This is a genomic window from Mesorhizobium captivum (assembly GCF_033977165.1).
In the GTDB taxonomy this organism is placed as follows: domain Bacteria; phylum Pseudomonadota; class Alphaproteobacteria; order Rhizobiales; family Rhizobiaceae; genus Mesorhizobium; species Mesorhizobium captivum.
On sequence record NZ_JAVIJB010000012.1, the window covers coordinates 97480 to 116267 of the forward strand.

Annotated in this window: 20 protein-coding genes; 5 read left to right on the forward strand and 15 right to left on the reverse strand. The window is 64.4% G+C overall.

The genetic code is table 11. The features are described 5' to 3' along the window. Window positions 1-45: 45 nt before the first annotated feature. From RFM40_RS12935 to RFM40_RS12985, 11 genes are all read right to left on the reverse strand, one after another. Window positions 46-504, reverse strand: a complete 459-nt coding sequence (locus RFM40_RS12935) for a DOPA 4,5-dioxygenase family protein (protein ID WP_320226372.1) — start codon at window positions 502-504, stop codon at window positions 46-48. Between the two features lie 309 nt (window positions 505-813). After that, a complete protein-coding gene (locus RFM40_RS12940) occupies window positions 814-1008 on the reverse strand; it encodes a hypothetical protein (protein ID WP_320226280.1) in 195 nt (64 codons plus the stop codon). A 553-nt stretch (window positions 1009-1561) separates the two neighbouring features. After that, window positions 1562-3034, reverse strand: coding sequence for a polysaccharide biosynthesis/export family protein (locus RFM40_RS12945; protein WP_320277633.1), 1473 nt, complete (start codon window positions 3032-3034; stop codon window positions 1562-1564). Window positions 3035-3794: 760 nt separating this feature from the next. After that, the gene (locus tag RFM40_RS12950) at window positions 3795-5870 is read right to left on the reverse strand and encodes an ABC transporter ATP-binding protein/permease (RefSeq protein WP_320226278.1); all 2076 of its coding nucleotides are present in this window, start codon (window positions 5868-5870) and stop codon (window positions 3795-3797) included. Between the two features lie 334 nt (window positions 5871-6204). Then, window positions 6205-6858, reverse strand: coding sequence for a LysE family translocator (locus RFM40_RS12955; protein WP_430691665.1), 654 nt, complete (start codon window positions 6856-6858; stop codon window positions 6205-6207). A gap of 204 nt (window positions 6859-7062) precedes the next feature. Beyond that, the gene (locus RFM40_RS12960; RefSeq protein WP_430691666.1) at window positions 7063-8052 is read right to left on the reverse strand and encodes a substrate-binding domain-containing protein; all 990 of its coding nucleotides are present in this window, start codon (window positions 8050-8052) and stop codon (window positions 7063-7065) included. Between the two features lie 86 nt (window positions 8053-8138). After that, on the reverse strand, window positions 8139-9209 hold the full coding sequence (locus tag RFM40_RS12965) for an ABC transporter permease (protein ID WP_320226277.1): 1071 nt from the start codon (window positions 9207-9209) through the stop codon (window positions 8139-8141). Next, window positions 9209-10726 carry a sugar ABC transporter ATP-binding protein gene (locus tag RFM40_RS12970; protein ID WP_320226276.1) on the reverse strand — a complete coding sequence of 506 codons (1518 nt, stop codon included), beginning with the start codon at window positions 10724-10726 and terminating at the stop codon, window positions 9209-9211. Before RFM40_RS12970 ends, RFM40_RS12965 begins: the two co-directional genes overlap by 1 nt. Then, a complete protein-coding gene (locus RFM40_RS12975) occupies window positions 10723-11736 on the reverse strand; it encodes a LacI family DNA-binding transcriptional regulator (protein WP_320226275.1) in 1014 nt (337 codons plus the stop codon). Before RFM40_RS12975 ends, RFM40_RS12970 begins: the two co-directional genes overlap by 4 nt. A 157-nt stretch (window positions 11737-11893) precedes the next feature. Next, window positions 11894-13120, reverse strand: coding sequence for an anion transporter (locus tag RFM40_RS12980; protein ID WP_320277634.1), 1227 nt, complete (start codon window positions 13118-13120; stop codon window positions 11894-11896). Between the two features lie 635 nt (window positions 13121-13755). Beyond that, window positions 13756-13920 (reverse strand): DUF3309 family protein, encoded by a 165-nt coding sequence (locus RFM40_RS12985; protein WP_320226273.1) that lies wholly within the window; start codon window positions 13918-13920, stop codon window positions 13756-13758. Between the two features lie 411 nt (window positions 13921-14331). Here RFM40_RS12985 and RFM40_RS12990 point away from each other — a divergent pair, with 411 nt between their 5' ends. From RFM40_RS12990 to RFM40_RS13005, 4 genes are all read left to right on the forward strand, one after another. Continuing rightward, window positions 14332-14499, forward strand: a complete 168-nt coding sequence (locus RFM40_RS12990; protein ID WP_126100709.1) for a Thivi_2564 family membrane protein — start codon at window positions 14332-14334, stop codon at window positions 14497-14499. A 50-nt stretch (window positions 14500-14549) separates the two neighbouring features. Next, window positions 14550-14840: a hypothetical protein gene (locus RFM40_RS12995; RefSeq protein WP_320222599.1), complete on the forward strand. Its 291-nt coding sequence runs from the start codon at window positions 14550-14552 to the stop codon at window positions 14838-14840. 142 nt (window positions 14841-14982) lie between these two features. Then, window positions 14983-15435, forward strand: coding sequence for a GFA family protein (locus RFM40_RS13000; protein ID WP_320277635.1), 453 nt, complete (start codon window positions 14983-14985; stop codon window positions 15433-15435). Window positions 15436-15997: 562 nt separating this feature from the next. Further along, window positions 15998-16543: a PAS domain-containing protein gene (locus tag RFM40_RS13005; RefSeq protein ID WP_320277636.1), complete on the forward strand. Its 546-nt coding sequence runs from the start codon at window positions 15998-16000 to the stop codon at window positions 16541-16543. A gap of 59 nt (window positions 16544-16602) precedes the next feature. Here RFM40_RS13005 and RFM40_RS13010 read toward each other — a convergent pair whose 3' ends face one another. Continuing rightward, window positions 16603-16872, reverse strand: a complete 270-nt coding sequence (locus RFM40_RS13010) for a hypothetical protein (protein WP_320277637.1) — start codon at window positions 16870-16872, stop codon at window positions 16603-16605. Window positions 16873-17039: 167 nt separating this feature from the next. Here RFM40_RS13010 and RFM40_RS13015 point away from each other — a divergent pair, with 167 nt between their 5' ends. Next, window positions 17040-17234: a hypothetical protein gene (locus RFM40_RS13015; protein ID WP_095778310.1), complete on the forward strand. Its 195-nt coding sequence runs from the start codon at window positions 17040-17042 to the stop codon at window positions 17232-17234. A 161-nt stretch (window positions 17235-17395) separates the two neighbouring features. On the opposite strand, the gene msrA is transcribed toward RFM40_RS13015, so the two are convergent. The 3 genes from msrA to RFM40_RS13030 form a co-directional block, all read right to left on the reverse strand. Then, a complete protein-coding gene (gene msrA, locus RFM40_RS13020; protein ID WP_320277638.1) occupies window positions 17396-17914 on the reverse strand; it encodes a peptide-methionine (S)-S-oxide reductase MsrA in 519 nt (172 codons plus the stop codon). A 156-nt stretch (window positions 17915-18070) separates the two neighbouring features. Continuing rightward, window positions 18071-18460, reverse strand: a complete 390-nt coding sequence (locus RFM40_RS13025) for a hypothetical protein (protein WP_320275309.1) — start codon at window positions 18458-18460, stop codon at window positions 18071-18073. Window positions 18461-18472: 12 nt separating this feature from the next. Further along, window positions 18473-18610: a hypothetical protein gene (locus RFM40_RS13030; protein ID WP_320277639.1), complete on the reverse strand. Its 138-nt coding sequence runs from the start codon at window positions 18608-18610 to the stop codon at window positions 18473-18475. Between the last annotated feature and the right edge of the window lie 178 nt (window positions 18611-18788).

Sequence of the window (18788 nt, forward strand, 5' to 3'; positions counted from 1 at the left end):
ATCTTTATTGGTTAAGCCTCGCCCATGGCGACCGCGTGCGCCCCCCTATGCCCCCAGCGTCGGCTCCGTATTCACCTCCAGCGCCTCTTCCGCCTCGTCCTCCTCGCCGAGAACTTCGCCGTGCACCCCCAGCGCCCGCCCTATCCAGATCGGGTCGACCGTGTGGTCGCGCTTGGGGTTGGTCGTGTTGGGGTGGATGAGGATGCTCAAGCCGCCGTGGTTCAGCATCAGCCATGGCACCAGCGAGGCGAAAATCTCGGTCGCGAAGGAGACCTGGTACATGGCCTGCTGATGCGGACCGACGGCCTCGTCGCGCCAGTTACCCAGGCGCACGCGGAAACGTTCGCCGATGCGAAGACGCAGCCATTCGGCATGCTGCCGCTCGGCCGGCCCGCCGTAGTAGATATGGGCGTGATAGCTGGCGATCTCCGCGAGTTGCCTTGGACTGGTGTTTTCGTTCACCTCGATGCTCCCCTTCGATGATATAGCGCTCCAGCGCTGCATCATATCGACGATGCAGGGACTTGTGGAATCTCCGGCTGCTCGAAGGATCGCAGATGCCGGCGCCGGCCCCCGCTCCGTCTCGGCGCTGCGCGCCAAGCCACCTCTCCCCCGCTCCCGCGAGGGCGAGGAACCCAAGCTTCCGAGGCCGCGCCTCGGCGATTGGCGTTTTCGCGCCCGTGGCGATTGGCGCTTCCTCGCCCCCATGAAATGGGGGAGAGGTGGCTCGGCGAAGCCGAGACGAGAGGGGGAGCGCCATATGCGTTTACCCTGCCCGGCCGAGGCGAACGCCACGAGAGGGAGCTTCCTGCTCTAGATCACCGCGACGACCATCCCTGCCGCGTTGAGGCGACAGCCGACTCGCGCCTGCCTGACTTCAATGCCGCCCTGTCTTTCGTAGTCTATGCGCACCTCGATCGGCGCGTTGAGTCCACCTCGACCTTGACGCAGGGAACCTGCGCTGGCCGCGTAGACCCGCACGGCGCCGAGGGGCTTCGCGGCAGCCATGATCGCGGCGCGACAGTCGCGCACCAGGGCAGCCGGTGTGCCGGGTTTCGCTCTCAGGGGCGAGAAAGGCCCTAAGCGGTCGGTGACCCGCCGGAGGTCACTGTTGCCAGCTCTGGAAGGTCTGAGCACGGGAGGCAGGGAAATGGATTGTGCCGCGGTCTTGGCCAAAGCGGGGGCTGTCGTGACTGCGGCCGGGCGACGGGCAGAGGCCGCCGGCCCGTTTTGGGCGGAAGGATGGTCGCCCACACGGGCGCCCGCTGACACGCCTGCGCCTATGCCGCCCATGTTGCCGCCGGCACCAACGCCGGGTGGTCCGCTGCCGCTGGTCGATGCGCCAACGTTTGCTCCGCCTACACCGTCGGCGCTCGCGCCCGCGCCCACCGACACGCCCTGCGAACCGGCGCTCACTCCAGCCCCGAGCCCGACACCGCCAACCTTGCCGCCTACGCCTACGTCAACAGCCGAGGCGGGCGCGATTGTGATCCCGATCGCCAACGCGGCTGCGACGTATTTTTTCATGGCCACCTGCGGCATAGTTGCGGCTCACTGCTCTTCACCAGCGAGGGTCGGGCTCCGGTGGTCGCGTCGGGAGCAATGCGGCCGGAAGAGCTATGGTCGCCACCAGATCGGGTTGCGGTGGCTTATGGACCTTGAATCTCTGTTTGTCCGGCGGTTTACGCGCAGATCCGGAGCGCTCCGACATGCTTGCATGCGGACTTGCGCGGACAGGCGCTTTCGCCATGCGCTTCATGCCCAACGTGCGACGCCCGGCATCAGACTTGACGCTGCCAATTGCCTGCCGCGCTGCACTGAGGCTGCGGGCCAGGCCGATCGATCTTTCACGCTCCTGTTCCAACGCCGCGCTCAACGCTGCCGCGGCTTCTCTTGAAGCGTCGCGGTCCTTGCGCACGCTGTCGAGAACACGCGCGGCGGCATCTGCCCGCTGGCGTTCCAACGCCAGCGCCTCGCCAGATTGCCTCGATGCGGCCTCGGCCGCCTGCCGGTCCTTTACGGCGTTGGCCTGCCCGGCCGCTGCCAGATTCGCGCCTGTCTTCAGAGCGTCGACGGTCTGGCGGGACGCGGCGAGTTGTTGCTCGAGGAGCTCAACCCTGTGCCGCTCCCCATCAAGGGCTCGCTGAACAGCAGCCTCAGAGGCTTCCGTCGCGCGATGCGCTCTAAGCATGGCGGCCTTCTCGTTGTCCCAGACAATCGCCTTGGCCTTGAAGCCTTCGATAACGCGCCGCGCCGCCTGCAGATCGAGCGCCAGCGCTCTGGCTTTCTGCCGTTGCTTTTCCAGGTCTTGCGCTTGTTTGGCCGCCTTGTCGGCCACGGCATGTGCCACAGCACTTGCGTCGCGCGCGTTGCGCTGCATTACGTCCAGCGCTTCTCGTGCTGCCGCCAATTCGCGGCGCAAGGCCTGCTCATGCTCGCCAGGCACCGTTCGCGCAGCTTCCTTGAGCGGCTCTGGTGTCTTGAGTGCCTCCGGCGCCTTGAGTGCGTGTGGCGTCGTGGGCGCCAGTTCCGCGGATTTGCGGGACTCGAGCCCACCCGGTGGTGCCGTGACGGGTTCCTTCTCCAAGCCTGCAAGTGATGGGCTGGCGTTCGCCGCGGCAACCGCTGACGGTTCGGGCGGTGCCTGGTCGCCTGCGGATTCTACGGAAGTTGTCGTTTCCATGGCTGGCTCAAGGATGCGCTGGACGGTCGTCTCCGGCCTTTCGGGCAAGCCACTCCTGGCTTGCAGGCGATCGGTAATCAGCTTTGCCAACTCGTCCGTACGCAGGCCTGCGGCGCTAATGCTCCCGATATTTGGAAGATCAACTTTGCCGGTCGAGTCGATGCTGAAGTTTCGGTTGAGTTGCAGCCCTTCCAAAACGCCGCCGCGCAGCGCAGTCCAGTGCCAAACGTGCAGTTCGATATGGTCTCCCGGGCTTAGTCTGTCCTCAACCGACTGGCTCCTCGCCGGAAGTCCCAGCAGCAGCAAGAGGCATAGCGAAATGAGGCATAGCGCGGGGCTGCTGCCGCGCATTCCAGGAAGTAAACTCGAAACCCGTCGTCCAACAAAGGCGCAGTCACGATGGAAGCATGCTGATTGGGTACCCTGCACATGGTTCATCTCTGAACCCCACCGGCTGTGCGACCCCTCACCGCTGTTTGTTCTGCGTCAACCCATACTGCGCGGCTGGATGCCGCACCAAACAACCATGATAAAAAAGCACGCTCGGCAACGCCAAGCGCCGCAAAAGGCTTAGGGACCGCCCCCTTCTAACGTAGTAGTTATCGATCCGTCGTGGATGGCCGGTCTGTCCGCCGTAGTAGATGGGGCGTGATAGCTGGCGATCTCCGCAAGCGGTCTTGGACTGACTTCGTTCACCTCGATGCTCCCCTTCGACGCCCAATGTTCCGGTGAGTAATTGTCGTACCCGGTAGGACTGTGGCCGAAGCACAGGCGCCTTGTCTGCAACCGGCGCGGCGAACCCGCAAACTGCGCAGGGACGGCAGGGACAATCTTCGACTTCTCGATGCTCGTCGCCCGGAACAGCTCAACCGCAAATCGCAGCGCTGCCCCCGCTCCGTCTCGGCTTCGCCGAGCCACCTCTCCCCCGCTCCCGCGGGGGCGAGGAACCCAAGCTTTCCGAGGCCGCACCTCGGCGATTGGCGTTTTCGCGACCTCGGCGACTAGCGTTTCCTCGCCCCCATGAAATGGGGGAGAGGTGGCTCGGCGAAGCCGAGACGGAGCGGGGGAGCGGCATCCGCGGTTGCCTCAGGGCGAGGAATGTTCCGCCATCTTACCCTCTCCGCGTCCCGCTCCCCCACAGCGCCCGCCTGATCAGGCTCCGCTTGCGCCTCCTTGGCACAAGCTCGACATCGCTGACCAGCTTCGCCCCGCCCTCGCGCCTTTCCAGCGTGATCTTGCGGCTGTGAAAAGCCTCCAGCTCGGCGCGGTGCGCCACGCTGATGATGGTGACCTTGGGCAGTTGGTGGATCACCGTCTGCATCATCTTGTCCTGGCTCTTCTCGTCGAGCGCCGAGGTCGCTTCGTCGAGCACGACGATGTCCGGCTCATGCAGCAGGAGACGCGCGAAGGCGAGGCGCTGCTTTTCGCCGCCGGAGAGCGTCTGGTCCCAGGGCGCGTCTTCCTCGAGCCTGTCCTTGAGATAGCCGAGCCCCACCTTGTCGAGGGCGGCGCTGATCTTCTTGACCGTCCACTTGTCGGCGGCGGCGGGGTAGGCGACCGCGCGGCGCAGCGTGCCGGTGGGGATGTAGGAACGTTGCGGCAGCATGAACAGCCGCCTGTCGGCGTGGAAATCGACGCTGCCGCCGCCCCACGGCCACAGGCCGGCGATGGCCCGCACAAGCGTCGACTTGCCGGTGCCGGATTCGCCGGCCACCAGCACGCGCTCGCCCGGCTCGATCTCGACCTCGGTCTCCTTGACCACGCCGGTGCCGTCGTTGAGCGTCACGGAGAGATCGTCAAGGGAGAGCATCGCGCCGTCTTCAGTCTTGCCGTGCCGGATGCGCCCGAAAGCCTCGCTGCGTTCGGCGCGCTCCAGCCCGTCGAGCGACATCATCAGCGAGGCGATGCGGCGCGCCGACGCGTTCCAGTCGGCAAGGCGCGGATAATTGTCGACCAGCCAGCCGAACGCGCTCTGCACGATGGCGAAGGCGGAGGCCGCCTGCATCACCGCGCCAAGCGACATCGAGCCTTCGAGGAATTTCGGCGCGCACAGCAGGATCGGTACGACCGGCGCGAACAGGCTCGACACCTGCGATACCAGCGCCGTGCGCATGTGCTGTCCGGTCAGCAGCGCCCATTGCCTCAGCACATGCCCGAAGGTGTTGTCGATGCCGCTGCGCTCCTCGTCCTCGCCGCCGAGCAGGGCGATGCTCTCGCCATTTTCGCGCACGCGCGTCAGCACGTAGCGGAATTCGGCTTCCGTCTGGTTCTTCTGTTCGGAAAGCTGCACGAAATGGCGGCCGATGACGACCATGGAAGTCGAGGTGATGGCGGCATAGATCACCGCGGTGACGACGAGGAAGCCGGGGATGGTGATGCTCGCGCCGTCGAGCGACAGGGTGAGCGCGCCGCCGATCGTCCACAGCACCACGATGAAGGTCGAGGCCGCCAGGAACGCGTGGAGGACGCCGGCGACGAAATCGACGGGCGACTCGGTGGCGATGCGCAGATCCTCCGAGATGCGCGCCTCGGGGTTGGTGTGGTCGCCGGCAACGAGGTTCAGCTGATAGTAGCGGCCGCTGGCCAGCCAGCGCGCGATGACCGCGGTGGTCATCCAGGAACGCCAGCGGCGCTGGATGGTCATGCGCAGGTAGACCTGCGCGACGACAAGGCTGATGCTGCCGGCCACCAGCGGCAGGAAGACGGCGCTCAGCATATAGACGGTGTGGACATCGCGCTGCTCGATGGCGTCGAAAAACGCGCGGTTCCAGACATTGATGCCATATTGGAAGCCGACATTGACGCAGATCAGCACCAACAGCCCGAAGGTGAACGGCAAGGCGAGCTTGTCGCCGCGCCGGCCCCAGTAACCGCGCCCGCTGATCCAGAAGCGCCGCAACAGATATTTCTTGCGCGCCTGCTCGGCCTGCTCGGCGGTCAGCTGCGGATCGGGCTCGACGGCCTCCGGCGGCGGCGCAGCCTCGCCGTTAACCTCCGGCGCGGCTTCGACGGTCGAATCTTTCTTCCGGCGCGACTTTTCCGGGCGCGATCTCTTTGGGCGTGACTTCTCTGGGCCCGACTTCTCCTGGCGCGACTTTTCCGGGCGCGACTTTTCCGGGCGCGGATTCCCGGCATCGTTTGGTTCGGCGCCGTCGGCCGGTTTCGATTTGGATTTACCCTCGGTCATGGCCGACAACGGCCTAAAAAACAGAAGGTTTCACGACGCGCGGGCGGCGCCGCCTCTGACCGGGTCATCCACCCGGTCGGACAATCGCATATGGCAGCGCCAGCCCCCGCTCCGTCTCGGCTTCGCCGAGCCACCTCTCCCCCACGTTGTGGGGGCGAGGAAACGACAATCGCCAGAGTCGCGGCCTCGGAGAGCTTGGGTTCCTCGCCCCCATGAAATGGGGGAGAGGTGGCTCGGCGAAGCCGAGACGGAGCGGGGGCGCACCCTATGCGATGGCCACTACGCCTCAGTCAGGCAATCAACTTTCACGCCGGTGCCGGGCCTGGACGTCACCTCATCCGGCAAAACCCCGCCGCGCGGCGGCCATGCCCTCCCACATCAGCTTCAGGCCGAGCGCGCCGACGACGGCGCCGGCGGCGCGGTCGATCCAGTGCTTGGTGCTGAGATAGGCCGAGCGCGGGCGGTTGGCGGAAAAGGCGAAGGCGACGATGGCGTACCAGGCGAATTCGTTCAGGAAGAGCAATGGCGGCAGGACCAGCAGCATCCAGAGCGGCGGCGAGGCCGGCAGCATGGCCGCGAACATCGAGGCGTAGAAGATCGCCGTCTTCGGGTTGGCGAGCTGCACCAGAAGCGCCCGGCGAAGCGCCCGCCAGAACGAGCCGGCGCGCGCCGACGCATCGCCGGCGATCTCGACCGGCTCATGAGCGCCGCGCCAGATCTTTATGCCGATCCATAAAAGATAGGCGCCGCCGGCGATGCGCAGAAAAATGTCGAGCCAGGCGACCTGGACGAGCAGCGCCGTCAGGCCGGCGACCGCGATGGTGGCAAAGATGAAGCCGCCTATGCCCATGCCGATCGCCGCCGCCAGGCCGTCGGTGCGCTCGCCCGCGACCGCGATGCGCGAGACGACGACGAAGCTCGGCCCGGGGCTCATCGCGCCGAGCAGGAAAACGCCAAGTATGGACAGTATGGTTGCGAACTCGGTCAAGGTTTCCTCCCCGGTCGGGTGCAAGTTCCAGCGCAACACAATGCACGCGCAAAGCCGCTTGTCACCACCCTGGCGGGCGATCCGTTGGGCCAGAAGAGCACTGTTCCTTCCAATTCCTGCCAGATACGGGTCCGCTGCCCCCAAAAACAAAAACAAGGCCCCGGCGCCGGGGCCTTGTCGCAACATCTTCGATTGTGGCCCTGCCTACTTGCCGGCCAGCTGCTTGGCGTTTTCCGGCGTGATCGCGGTGGTGTCCACCGTCACCGTCGGCTCGACGGACGTCGCGCAGTCGAGGAGGATCTTCTTCGACATCTCGATCGCTTCCTTGGCGCCGGTGGGATAGGTGAAGGTCGCAGCCCAATCGCCCTTGGCCACCGCCTCGATGCCGCCGGCCGGACCCGGCAGGCCGTCGGTGCCGATGATCTTGACGTCCTTGCCGGCGCCCTTGGCGGCCAGCAGCGCGCCCGCCGCCATCATATCGTTCGAGGCATAGAGAACCTTGATGTCGGGATGCGCCTGCAGCATGGCGGAAAAGGCGGTCTGGGCTTTATCCGGAACCCAGTCGGCGGCCTGCTCGGCGACGATCTGGATCTTCGGGTTTCCCTTCACGCCCTCCTTGAAGCCGTTGAGCCGCTCCACCGCCGGCGTCGAGCTCGGCAGGCCTTCCAGCACCGCTGCCTCGCCGCCGCCTGGCAGCAGCTTCGATGCCGTGTACTTGCCGGCTTCCTCGGCGATCTTGAAATTGTCGCCGCCGATGAAGGCCGTGTAGTCCTTGCCGGGGTCGCCCACCGTCTTGCGGTCGAGCTCGATCACCGGAATGCCGGCGTCCATGGCGCGCTTCACGGCAGGCGTCAGCGGGGCCGCCTCGAAGGGCGAGATCAACAGGATATCGACCTTCTGGGTGATGAAGTTGTCGACCTGCGAGGTCTGCGTGTTGACGTTGCCGGCGCCGTCGGCGATCTGCAGCGTGAAGCCCGGCACTTCCTTGGCCGCCGCCGTCAGCTCGTCATTGACGTGCTGACGATAGGGCTCGGCGTTGTTGGCCTGCGAAAAACCGATGACGAACTGGCCGTCCTTGGCGCAGGCCTTCACCATCGGATCGGCGGCCTGGGCGGTCCCTGCGATGCACAGGCCGACGCCTGCCAACAGCGCGGTCCGAAGCGCGCGGCTAAGTCCTCTCTCTGTCATTCTCATACTCAGTCTCCTCCTCGTCTGGCCGGGTAGCCAGACCTTCGTTGCAGTTTCTTGGGTTGCTCTTTCAGAATGCTGCCGCCGGCCTCCTATCGTCCCAAACCCTCGCGGCGGCGAACGAGGGATTGAAGCACTGCCGCAAGCACGATGATCGCGGCGGTCGCGAGCAGCTGCATGGCGGGGGTGATGTTGTTGAGCTGAAGGATGTTGGCCAAAGCGCCGAGCATGATGGTGCCGGCCACGGTGCCGACCATCGAACCCGCGCCGCCGAACAGGCTGGTGCCGCCGATGACGACGGCGGCGATGGCCGTCAGCTCATAGCCCATGCCGTCATTGGCGCTGCCGAAATTGAACTGGCCGGCATGCACGATGCCGGCAAGGGCGGAGGCAAAGCCGGTGATGGCGTAGACCGAGATCTTCACCATCGACACCGGCACGCCGGAAATGCGCGCGGCGCGCTCGTTGCCGCCGACGGCGTAGACGTAGCGGCCGAAGCGCGTGGTGTTCAGCACCAGTGTGGCGATGGCCGCGAAGATGATGAAGACGATGGTCGCCACCGGCACGGTGTTGTCGAACAGGCGCTCGCCCAGCACCGCGAACACCGGCGGCGCCAGGCCCGGCCCGTCGCCATAGGAGATGTTGATGTACTGGTTGCCGGAGACCACGAGCGCGAGACCTCGCGCGGCCTGCAGTCCGGCGAGCGTGACGATGAAGGGCTCGAGCCGGAAGCGGGTGGAAATCGTGCCCTGGACGATACCGAAGACGGTACCCATGACGAGCACGGCCAGGATGGTGGCGATGAGGCCAAAGCCGCCGGAGATCATCATGGCGGCGGTCACCACGGCGGAGAGGCCGAGCACCGCGCCGACCGACAGATCGATGCCGGCGGTGATGATGACGAAGGTCATGCCGATGGCGATAATGCCGGTCTCCGATACGGCGCGCACGATGTTGGCGATGTTGTCGGGGTTGAGGAACAGGATCTCGCCGTGGCGCCGGGGTGAGAAGATGACGCCGCCGATCGCCACCAGCACCAGGCCGATCAGGCTCTGGAAGCGCACGATGATAGCCAGCGGATCGACGCGATGCTTGGCCGCCGCGGGCGCCGCTGGGCTTGAAGCTGCCGTGGTGGCCGCCACCGAACTCTTCTCTCCCGACATCAGGCCTCCCTGCCGTTTGCCGCGGCAAGCACGGTGTGCTCGTCGACGCCGCCGATGAATTCCGCCACATTGCGCCCCTGGCGCAGCACCACGATCCGGTCGCAAAGGCCGATCAGCTCCGGCATCTCGCTCGAGGCGACCAATATGCCCAGCCCCTGCGCCGCAAGCGCTCTGAGCCGCGCATAGATCTCGCCCTTGGCGCCGACATCGACGCCGCGCGTCGGCTCGTCGAGCAGGAGGAGCCGCGGGTTGCCGAGGATTTCCTTCGCCAGCACCACCTTCTGCTGGTTGCCGCCCGAAAGCGCGCCGACGGCGATGTCCGGGTTCTTCGGGCGGATGTCGAACTGGCCGAAGGACTGCCGCACCGCTTCCGCCTGGCGGCGCGGCGACATCAGGCCGGCCGGCGAGATGCGGCGGATCACCGACATCACCAGGTTGAGGCCGACCGCCATCCTCAGCATCAGGCCGCTGCCGCGCCGGTCGTCGGTGACGAAGGCGATGCCGGCCTTGCGCGCCGCGTTGATGGATTCGAGCTTCACCGGCCGGCCGTCGACCGCGACCTCGCCCTGCCAGCGGCCGGCAAGGCCGGTGCCGTAGAGCGCTGAAAGCAATTCGGTGCGCCCTGCCCCCATGATGCCGGCAAGCCCTACGATCTCGCCTTCCCGGACCTCGAGCGAAATGCCGCTCGGCGCCTGCCAGCCGGCGCTGTCCCGCGCGAGCCTGAAGCTGGCATCCTTGAGGCTGAGCAGCGTCTCGCCGACGGCTTTCGCGCGCTCTGGATAGAGCTCGTCCAGCGGCCGCCCGACCAGGAGGCGCACCAGCTCGGCCTGCGGCGCGTGCGGCTCGGTGACACCGGCGACGCGGCCGTCGCGCATCACCGTCACGCGGTCGGCGATATCGGGCACTTCTTCCAGCCGGTGCGAGATGTAGACGATGCCGACGCCGGTAGCGGCAAGCTTCCTCATGATGTCGAACAGGCGCTCGACCTCGCCGACGGTGAGTGCGGCCGTCGGCTCGTCCATGATCAGCACGCGCGAAGCGTAGGACAGCGCCTTGACGATCGCCACCACCTGGCGCTGGCCGATGGAGAGGTCGGCCACCAGCCGCGCCGGGTCGATGGCGAGCTCGATCGCTTCCAGCCGCTGCTTCGCCTCGCGGCGCATCGCCGGCACGTCGAGCATGCCGCCCGGCCGCATCAGCTCGCGGCCGAGGAAGAGATTCGCCGCCACGTCGAGCGATGGCACGAGGTCGAGTTCCTGGAAGATGGTGGCGATGCCGGCGGCTTGCGCCTCGCGCGGATTGCTGAAGGCTACCTGCTTGCCGTCGATGCGGATCTCGCCCTCGTCCGGCGCGTAGACGCCGGACAAAAGGTTCATCAGCGTCGACTTGCCGGCGCCGTTCTCGCCGAGCAGCGCGTGGATCTCGCCGGCCTTCAAATCGAAATCGACGCCGCGCAGCGCCTGCACGCCGCCGAAGCGTTTTACGGCACCGGTGACGGAAAGCAGCGGCGCGCTCATGCTGGCCTCGTGTGGGCCGGCCTCGCGCAGGATTGGCGTGCCTTGAGCGCCGCCGTCAGCCGCACGGCGCGGGGTGCCGCATCGCTGGAGGCGATGCGCTCGCTGAGAAGCGCTGCCGCCTGCCTGCCGATCTCGGTGCAAGGCTGCTCGACCAGCGTCAGCCTGGGTTCGAAACAGTCCGCCCATTCGAAATCGTCGAAGCCGACGAGCGAGAGGTCGCGCGGGATCGAAAGACCCTTCTCGCGGATGGCACGGACTGCCCCGATCGTCGTCATGTTGTTGCCGGTGACCAATGCGGTGGGCGGCGCGGGCAGCGACAGGATCGCATGCGTCGATGCCGTGGCGCTCGCCGTGTCGACATTCTCCGGCGAGACATAGTGCGGCAGGCATTCAAGTCCATTGGCGGCCAGCGAGGCGCGGAAGGCCTCGATGCGCTCGCGCGTGGTTGTGAGCCCCGGCTGGCCGGCGATGTAGCCGATGCGCCTATGGCCGAAGGAGGCGACGTGGTCGATAAGCGCGCGCATCGCCGTCTCGTTCTCGACGCCGATCTGGTCGAAGCGGTCGTCGGCAAAACGGTCGATCAGAACGCAAGGCAGCTTCTTTTCGGCGAGATAGGCGATCGCGCGCTCGGGTGAGCCGGACGGCGCCAGGATCACGCCGTCGACGCGGCGCTGGTGGAAGGCACGCACCACCTGAAGCTCGCGGTCGGGATCTTCCTGGGTATCCGACAGGAACACCATCAGGCCGAGCCGCGCGCATTCGGCCTCGACCGCGCAGATGATGTCGGTGAAATAAGGATTGGAGATCGCCGAGATGGCGAGCCCGACGCTGTTGGTCGAGGCGACCTTCAGCGAGCGCGCCAGCTCGTTGGGCTGATAGCCCATGGCGGCGATGGCGTCGTTGATGAGCTGCGCCTTCTCTGGCGAGACGAAGCGCGTGCGGTTGACGACATGCGAGACGGTCGAAACCGATACGCCGGCGCGGCGCGCGACCTCAGCCATTGTCGGCATGCGAACAGAGTGCCCGCAAGCGCTCCTCCCCTGGATTGCGTTTCCCGTCCGCTCTTCGGCGGATCTGACGAAACCATAGAGCCATCGAAACGTTTGCGCAATCGATTCGATCAATGATCGCGAGAGATTTTTATCGCGAGTGGAGAAACGTTGATGGCTAGGAGGTGAAAGCCAACCAGGCCGTACCAACAGCAAGCGTCAGCAGGGTCAGCGGCAGGCCGACCTTGAAGAAGGCCATGAAGGACAGCTCCTTGCCCGCCGCCTTGGCCTGCTCGGCGACGATGAGGTTCGCGACGGAACCGAGCAGTGTGAAATTGCCGGCGAGCGTCGAGCTCATCGCCACGACCAGCCAAGCACGCTCGGGGTTTTCCAGCCCCGGGATGAAGGGCCGCAGCGCCAGCACGGCCGGCACGTTGCTCATGATGTTGGAAAGCACCGCGGTGAAGCCGGAAAGCCGCCAGACATCGTCGAGGCCGACAGTCCTCGCCCAGGCGATTATATCGGGGGTGAGCAGCGTACGCTCGGCGCCCGCCACCACCACGAACAGGCCGGCGAACATGAACAGCAGCGGGCCGTCGACCTCGCGGTAGATGCGGTGCGGCTTGATCGCGCGGGTGACGAGCAGGAAAGCGCCGGCAATCAGCGCCGCCTTGGCGACGGGCAAGCCGGCGAAGAAGGCGATTGCCAGCGCCACGCACACGAAAGTCGCCTTCAGCACCTGCCACGGCAGCATGCGGCCGCGATAGACCTCGGGGCTGAGTTCGGCGGGACGCGAAAACTCGGCACGATAGACGATGCGCACGATGACGACGACGGCGACGAGCCCGAACAGCGCCACCGGTGCCAGGGCCGCCGTGAAGGCCGGATAGGAAATGCCCGACAGCGCGCCGATCACCATGTTCTGCGGATTGCCGGTGATGGTGGCGACACTGCCGCAGTTGGAGGCGGTGCAGGTGGCGATGAGATAGGGAACCGGGTTTCGCCTGATAACGCGGGTGACGTGGACGACGATCGGCGCCATCACCAGGCAGATCGCGTCATTGACCAGGAAGGCCGAGAGCACACCGGTCAGAAGCGTCACCATGATCAGCAGCATCAAGGGCGCGTGCGCATGCTCGATGGCGAAGCCGCCGAGCGCCCGGAAGGCGCCGGATACCTTCAGATGCGCCACCACGATCATCATGCCAAGCAAAAGCGTGATGGTGTCGAAATTGATGGCGCGGTAGGCGTCCTCCATGCCGATCGCGCCGATGGCGATCATGGCCGCGCCACCGAGCAGCGCGATGCCGGCGCGGTCGAGCCTGAGGCCCGGAATGCGCCCGACGGCGACACCCGCATAGGTGAGCACGAGGATGAAAAGCGCGGCCGCGCCCGTCCATGTCATTGCCAGAGGTTCCCGTTCGCCCTGCCCTGCAGAATCTGCCCGCCTCACCTTTAGCAAGGGCGCGGCAAAGGGAAAGCGGGGACCGTTGAAGCTTTCGTCATCGGTCCGCCCGGCTTTTATATTCCAAAAGGCTAATGTATTGTTTCTGAAAAACCGGGCCGACAATCCAGTCGTTGCGGACTAAACGGATGAACACGGTCGTTGAAGGGGGGCATCGCATCTCGGCTAAGGAGAATCTGATGCCCTCGACGGAATGCCGGCACTGCTATGGCGCCAGGAAAGTCTTCGTTTGCGCCCGCTGGGTCAGTTCCAACGGTCATTGCTGCCCGGAAGGGACGCACCGGCTGAGCTGCCCGGGACAAAGTGTGGTCTGTCTCGAATGCGGAGGGCGCGGAAGCCAGAGCGCCTGACGGATCGCGTTTCGAGGAGCCCGCCGCTCACCCCGCCGGAGTCGACGGGCTCCCGGGCGGCCCGCAAGCGGCCACCGCGACACGAGCCGGCTTTCTCGCATGGCTGGCAAGGCTTCGTCATTAAAGTTTGACATAGCTACCTTGGGCGTTGTCGCGATCACGCCAAGCCGTTCATCGCGGACGAAAGGCTCTGCGCGACGCCCTCCTGCTCTGATCGAACGATGGTCAGAGCCGTCCGAGCAGCACCAGAATGAGCACGATGATCAGGAGCAGCCCCAGACCGCCGCCGCCATAATAACCGGTGCCGTAGAAAGGCCCACCGCCCAAGCCGCTAAAGCCGCCGAGCAATGCCAGAATAAGAATGATGACGAGAATTGTGCCGAGGCCCATGACCTTTTCCTCTCTCCGCCTGATCCGCGCCTGTCATGAGGAAATGAACTCCTCAGGCGACGTGGATGTTCCGCCGGACTCCTCCGGATTCTTTTCTACTGCGGACCGGTTTGATCAGACGTTTCGATGGGCACCGAATTGGCCTCGAGGCCCTTGGGAGCCATCAACATGAGCGCGACGGCGACAGCGATCGATGCAATGATCGCGGCGGTGCTGAAAACGTCTTTCATCTTCCATCCCGCAGCATTCGAAGATGCTAAACAACGCACGGCGCCCTCTCGCGTTCCGCAATACCAGCTTTGCCCCGATCCGAGACATCCGGAACCTTTCCTTGCCAGTAACGTTGAAGGCAGCCCGACTTGGGCCAGAAGACTTGTGGCTAGAAGACTTGGGGCCAGAAGAGGCAGGCAAATGGGCTTATCGATTCTCATCGGCATCTTGATCACCTTTCTGGTGGTGATCCTGGTGCTTTATCTTATCCAGCGCCTGCCGCTCGACGGCCGCACAAGGCAGATCGCCCAGATTGTCGTCATCATCATCGGCATTGTCTCGCTGCTCAGATACCTTGCGGTTTTCTAGCGGCGATCCATATTCGTCGCCGAAAAGCCACGACTGCCAGCCGGTGCCCCATGAAAAGTCTGCCGATCGCCCTTGTTGCCGGCACGATATTGTTGACTGCTGGCGCCGCCGACGCGCGGCCCGACACGCGTGCCATGACCTGTGCCGGTACGCAGGCGCTGATTCAAAGCCGGCACGCCGCGGTGTTGACCACCGGGCCCAATACCTATGATCGTTTCGTGCGCCAGTACGGCAATGAATGCGACTGGCCCGAAGTCCCGATGTCGGTCGCGGTTCCGACCCGCGACGGTCCGTGCCGCGTCTACCGCTGCGAGGAGCCGGTCTTCAGTTTCCCAAATTGAGAATCGCCGCGCCTTGCAGACAAGTTGGGAACCGTCATGCCATCGTACGGATTGTAGCCGGAACGGCCCGAGCGATACCAAGACATTTGGGATATCGGCTCGCGGGATTTTGGTCTGCGTCGAAAGACGAGGAGGAACGGCCATGTCCGACGATATCATACGCAGCGGCAGTTGCCTGTGCGGCGGCGTCCAGTTCCGGGTGACCGGCGAGCCGCTGAGGGTGGGGCTTTGTCATTGCAAGGACTGCCGCAAAACCAGCGGATCGGCCTACCAGGCCTTTGCCGTGTGGCCGCGCCAGGCTTTCGAAAGCACGGGCATCACCAATACCTATGGCCGGCGAAGCTTCTGCCCGACTTGCGGCAGCCGCTTGCCGACGGTCGGCGAGGAAGAGGTCGAGGTGATGATCGGCGGCCTGGACGTCGCGCCGACCGAAGGGCTGGAGCCCAGCTACGAACTGTGGATCGGCCGACGCGAGCATTGGTTGCATTCCCTGCCCGAAGCACGCCAGTTCGAGCATGACAAGACGGTCGACGATTCGGCGGCCGATGATGGCGAACCGGAAGCGGGGCGGGGGCCGTATCGGAGGTCAGCCTAAATTCTTGGCAGCAGCAGGGCTTAAGTCCTATACCAAGAACGCTTCGGTCCCAACGAGCCGGCAATATGCCCGGAAATCGTCGAGCCATAGGCCACAGCGCCCTATCTTCTTCTTGAAATTCGGCCACTTTCAACCAGTGGTCGGTTTGCCGGCGCGGCAAGGACCATTAGCATTTTCGGCGCGGCGACCCTTTTGGAGGCCGCTTCGGCCGGCGCGGCTCAGGCAACACACCAGCATTGCCGCGCCGGCCTTGCAAGATCGATAGAATGTCCAGCCATGGCCGCGCATCCAGGCGAATACAACCTTTGAGGTTGTTTCGAATTCAAAGGTTTCTGCTTATCGCGTGAAGTACCAAGCTTCCCTTGCGGCAGCGAAGTGAAAATTGTTTCGGCAAGAGAAATTTTTTCATCGTTCATATTTCTGATCACACCAACTATGCCACCGAACTATGCGAGCAGCAGCAGACCTATGATCTCCGACCTTGTACAAAAGGCTACCTTTGTTTCTTTATAATTTTGCGACATAGTATTGGCGAATCTTGAAACCGAACGGGGCGGTTTTCATGACGTCGGCGCCTGAACACAGCCGCAACGTGCATATGCGGTATCCACCGATCGACGGGTTTTGGACCTGGGACATCAAGCGCGATCGCGTCTATGGCGACGCCAATCTGTCCGCCTATTTCGATCTGACGCTCGAGGAATTCTCGCATGGTGCGCCGCTGGAAAGGTGGATGCAAAGCATTGAGCGGGAGGACCAACCGAGGGTTCGGCTGGCGATCCGCAAGGCCATAGAGCGCAGGTCAGGCTTCCGCGAAGTCTACAAGGTCCGTTCGGAAAAGATGGGGCTGCGCAAGATCCTGGCCGTTGGCCAATGCTATGTCGATGGCATGGGCGAGGCGGCGCTCTATCCCGGCTGGTTCGTCGACCTGACCCAGGATGCCGCATCCGAGGAGCACTCGCTTCGCGAGATGCACAACCATGTCGAGCAGGCCAAGGAAATCGCGCAGTCGATCGGACACGAGATGCTGTCCTACCTCCTGGACAATATCCAGGAAGAGATCCAGCAGAGGCTTGGCGAGAAATCGAGGAGGCGCAAATCCTCTTGAGGCGATCCTTGCCGGTTTCGGGGCCAGTTGCTGGGCCAATTTCTTGGCCAACTTCCGGGCTAGCTTCTGGGCGGGAGCCTGCCGCGCTTGCCGACTTCGGCCGTTACCAAGCGCGCGAAATTCGACTGGGGCGAGCGGCGCTCGATAAGCCTGGCGCGTTCGAGAGCAGCGTCGCCGTAGAATTCGATCAGCACATTCGCCGCCTTGGCGGCGTCGGCCTTCAGCCTGCCGACATCGGCCTCACCGCTCCCGCTGGAGGGTTCGCTCCTGGCAATCACGTCAAGCATAGCTTGCAGCTTGTCAGGAGTGCTGCCCTCGTCTTCGTGCATGGTCGCTGTCCGATTGGGGGCGTAAAATATTGACATTTTCGCGCAATGTCCAACAGCTTCGTTGATCGGGCGCGGGTGCAACCTGGTACAGCTTAACCGTGAGTCAGACCACAACCTTCGTACAAGTATAGTGAGCCAAACTTCCCATGCAGACTTTGGGGGCACCGATGGACCAGCCTAGCAAAATGGAAAACCTGCAATTTGCGCAGGGGATCTTGCGGGAGCTTCGCCAGAAAGCTGAGGCCGATGGCGAAAAGCTTCTGACCTATCTCATCGACATGGCCTATCTCGAAGCCAGCGACCGTATCCGCGCCCATTGGATCGGCAGCCACGAGAACGAGAACCGCCGGGCCAAGGGCTGATCGTCGTCGGCACATCACCTGCTGGCTTCGAGCCCAAAACATAAAGGCCACAATGCCTTTCGGCATGGCGGCCGGGAACCCGGAACGCAAAAAAGCCCGCCATGCCTTTCGGCACAGCGGGCATGACCATAGGCAAGAGGCTACTGCGTAGCCGCTATTTTTTATGATGCGGCGGCCTTTTCGCGGACGGGAAGCTTCCAGCCCGGGCGGACGAAATGGCAGGTATAGCCGTTGGGGTAGCGCTCCAGATAATCCTGATGCTCGGGCTCGGCCTCCCAGAAGGCGCCGGCCGGAGCGAGCTCGGTGACGACCTTGCCCGGCCAAAGGCCCGATGCCTCGACATCGGCGATGGTGTCCTCGGCCACCCGCTTCTGCTCGTCGCTGGTGTAGAAGATCGCCGAGCGGTAGCTCATGCCGACATCGTTGCCCTGGCGGTTTCTGGTCGTCGGGTCATGGATCTGGAAGAAGAACTCGAGCAACGTGCGGAAACTGGTCTTGGTCGGATCGAAGACGATCTCGATCGCCTCGGCATGGGTGCCGTGATTGCGATAGGTCGCGTTCGGCACATCGCCGCCGCTGTAGCCGACGCGGGTGGAGATCACGCCCGAGAAACGGCGGATCAGATCCTGCATACCCCAGAAGCAGCCGCCGGCAAGGACTGCGCGTTCGGAAGAAGCCATGTCAAACCTCCTTTGGATTTCTCCATAGGTGGGGATTGTGGCCTGCTTCGTCCAGCCGCTCAAGCGCCGGATAAGGTGAGGTAACGAAGCGCGGGCTTGGTCTGCGCCGATGCTCGCCGGTTGGGCAACCGGCGGGCATCGGATGCCTGGTCAGCCTCACTTGGGGCCCTTGTCGCCTCGGCCGTTGTTGCTCCCGCCGTTGTCACCTCGGCCGGGGTTGCCCCTGTCATGTCCGTGGCTTTCACCACCCAGGCAATTGGCGTCGCCGACGCCGCAGCAGCGGCCGGCCCAGAGCTTGTTGGTCGGCGTGTTGTCGCATTCATAGATCTGCTGGCCAGCCATCGCGGATCCGCCCAAAGCTGATACGGCGACGGCGGCAAGAAGTGCATTGCGCAGGATTGCAGTCATCGGAAAATCTCCATGGTGCGTGGTGTTCATTCGCACCGATGCGTCGCATGGCGGGACAAATTGGTTCACGGAGGTTTCAGAAACTCTTGCCGACGGTTCGATGTCCCACGACTGGGTTCTGGAATCGGCGGCGCCCATGCCGGGCCGTCCTTATTCATCCGGATCGGGCTTGAACCGCCTCACCACCACCTCGAATACGATGTCCGAGGCGGCGATGATCTCGGCACGTTGCTCTGGCGTGTAGTGCTCCGCGTCGTCGATGGTCATGAAGGTGACGTGTCGGGACATGGCAAGCTCCAGTTCCTCTCCCCCACGTACGTGGGGGAGAGGTGGCGCGGCGAAGCCGCGGCGGAGCGGGGGCAGCGCCGGCTATTTATGAAAGAGCGGGAGGCCATTCGTCGAGCCTATCGCCCTACGAAGGCCCCTCTCCGGCCGCTGCGCGGCCACCTCTCCCCCCGCTTCGCGC

Bases quoted from the DNA above. Each gene is read 5' to 3' on its own strand.
- RFM40_RS12935 (WP_320226372.1), bottom strand. From the start codon at position 504: ATGCAGCGCTGGAGCGCTATATCATCGAAGGGGAGCATCGAGGTGAAC.
- RFM40_RS12940 (WP_320226280.1), bottom strand. From the start codon at position 1,008: ATGGCTGCCGCGAAGCCCCTCGGCGCCGTGCGGGTCTACGCGGCCAGC.
- RFM40_RS12945 (WP_320277633.1), bottom strand. From the start codon at position 3,034: ATGCGCGGCAGCAGCCCCGCGCTATGCCTCATTTCGCTATGCCTCTTG.
- RFM40_RS12950 (WP_320226278.1), bottom strand. From the start codon at position 5,870: ATGACCGAGGGTAAATCCAAATCGAAACCGGCCGACGGCGCCGAACCA.
- RFM40_RS12960 (WP_430691666.1), bottom strand. From the start codon at position 8,052: ATGAGAATGACAGAGAGAGGACTTAGCCGCGCGCTTCGGACCGCGCTG.
- RFM40_RS12965 (WP_320226277.1), bottom strand. From the start codon at position 9,209: ATGTCGGGAGAGAAGAGTTCGGTGGCGGCCACCACGGCAGCTTCAAGC.
- RFM40_RS12970 (WP_320226276.1), bottom strand. From the start codon at position 10,726: ATGAGCGCGCCGCTGCTTTCCGTCACCGGTGCCGTAAAACGCTTCGGC.
- RFM40_RS12975 (WP_320226275.1), bottom strand. From the start codon at position 11,736: ATGCCGACAATGGCTGAGGTCGCGCGCCGCGCCGGCGTATCGGTTTCG.
- RFM40_RS12980 (WP_320277634.1), bottom strand. From the start codon at position 13,120: ATGACATGGACGGGCGCGGCCGCGCTTTTCATCCTCGTGCTCACCTAT.
- RFM40_RS12985 (WP_320226273.1), bottom strand. From the start codon at position 13,920: ATGGGCCTCGGCACAATTCTCGTCATCATTCTTATTCTGGCATTGCTC.
- RFM40_RS12990 (WP_126100709.1), top strand. From the start codon at position 14,332: ATGGGCTTATCGATTCTCATCGGCATCTTGATCACCTTTCTGGTGGTG.
- RFM40_RS12995 (WP_320222599.1), top strand. From the start codon at position 14,550: ATGAAAAGTCTGCCGATCGCCCTTGTTGCCGGCACGATATTGTTGACT.
- RFM40_RS13000 (WP_320277635.1), top strand. From the start codon at position 14,983: ATGTCCGACGATATCATACGCAGCGGCAGTTGCCTGTGCGGCGGCGTC.
- RFM40_RS13005 (WP_320277636.1), top strand. From the start codon at position 15,998: ATGACGTCGGCGCCTGAACACAGCCGCAACGTGCATATGCGGTATCCA.
- RFM40_RS13010 (WP_320277637.1), bottom strand. From the start codon at position 16,872: ATGCACGAAGACGAGGGCAGCACTCCTGACAAGCTGCAAGCTATGCTT.
- RFM40_RS13015 (WP_095778310.1), top strand. From the start codon at position 17,040: ATGGACCAGCCTAGCAAAATGGAAAACCTGCAATTTGCGCAGGGGATC.
- msrA (WP_320277638.1), bottom strand. From the start codon at position 17,914: ATGGCTTCTTCCGAACGCGCAGTCCTTGCCGGCGGCTGCTTCTGGGGT.
- RFM40_RS13025 (WP_320275309.1), bottom strand. From the start codon at position 18,460: ATGGGCGCCGCCGATTCCAGAACCCAGTCGTGGGACATCGAACCGTCG.
- RFM40_RS13030 (WP_320277639.1), bottom strand. From the start codon at position 18,610: ATGTCCCGACACGTCACCTTCATGACCATCGACGACGCGGAGCACTAC.